Source organism: Frankia sp. CoWAU3, from assembly GCF_977971855.1.
On the sequence record NZ_CDWWXB010000300.1, the window covers coordinates 2,508 to 3,500 of the forward strand.

Sequence of the window (993 nt, forward strand, 5' to 3'; positions counted from 1 at the left end):
GGAGCCGGGACAGCAGCGCGGACCGCAGCTCCCGCGTTGCGATCTGCCCGTCCAGCTTGGCAAGCTGCGCCCGCAGCACCGCCGCCGTGAACTCGTTCATTCGGAAGTTCGAGCCCGAGGTGGCGTGGAAGTAGTTGCGGTCCCGGGGCGGCCGACCGCAGCTGTGCCGCAGGAATCCCTCGTCGTACTGGTCCTTGCCGGGAAAGATGACCGCGCCGCCCTCCCCGGCGGTCATGAGCTTGCCGTTCTGGAAGCTGAACGCCGCAATCGAGCCGAGCTCGGCGACGCGGCGGCCCCGCCAATGGGCGCCGTGGGCATGCGCGGCATCCTGGATCAGCGGGACACCGCTGTCCGCGGACAGCTTCTCCAGCGCGTCCATGTCCGCGATGTGGCCGGCCATGTGCGCCGGCATGATCGCCCGGGTGCGGGCGGTGATCGCCCGCTCGACAACGGCCGGATCGATGCAGTACGTCCCCGGGTCGATGTCCACCGGGACGGCGACGGCGCCGAGGCGCTGCGCAGCCTGCGAAGAGGAGATGAAGGTGAACGCGGGCACGATCACCTCGGTGCCCGGGCCCACGCCGAGGACCTGCAGGGCAAGCTCGAGGGCGTGCGTGCCGTTGGTGACCGCCAGCACGTGCTGCCCGCCGTGGTAGGCGGCGAACTCCCGCTCGAAGGCGTCCACCTCCCCGCCGCCCATGCGCCACCACTGGCCCTGTTCCAGCGCCCGACTCAGCCCGGCCCTCTCGGCGTTATCGAACTGCGGCCATTCCGGAAGATCCTCGATATCCCGAACAATGTCCATGATCGGCGTCCTTCACCTGGGAAATGTCGATGCGTGCACCTGCGGAGACGTGACCTGGCCCGATGTGGTCTGACGCTGGTCCGGTGCGGGTCCGGGCCGGACCGGGCTACCTCGTACACCGGTCTCGCCCCGGAGCGCGCCACGGGTGAAGCTACCGGCAGGCGGATTTCCCGCCCACCCCCTAATAT

At 69.7% G+C, this 993-nt stretch carries 1 protein-coding gene; it reads right to left on the reverse strand.

What is annotated here, in order from left to right; genetic code table 11:
* Nucleotides 1–805: aminotransferase class I/II-fold pyridoxal phosphate-dependent enzyme (locus AC08ON_RS17520; RefSeq protein ID WP_476617381.1), on the reverse strand; the 805-nt coding region annotated here is incomplete at its 3' end.
* Nucleotides 806–993: the final 188 nt, after the last annotated feature.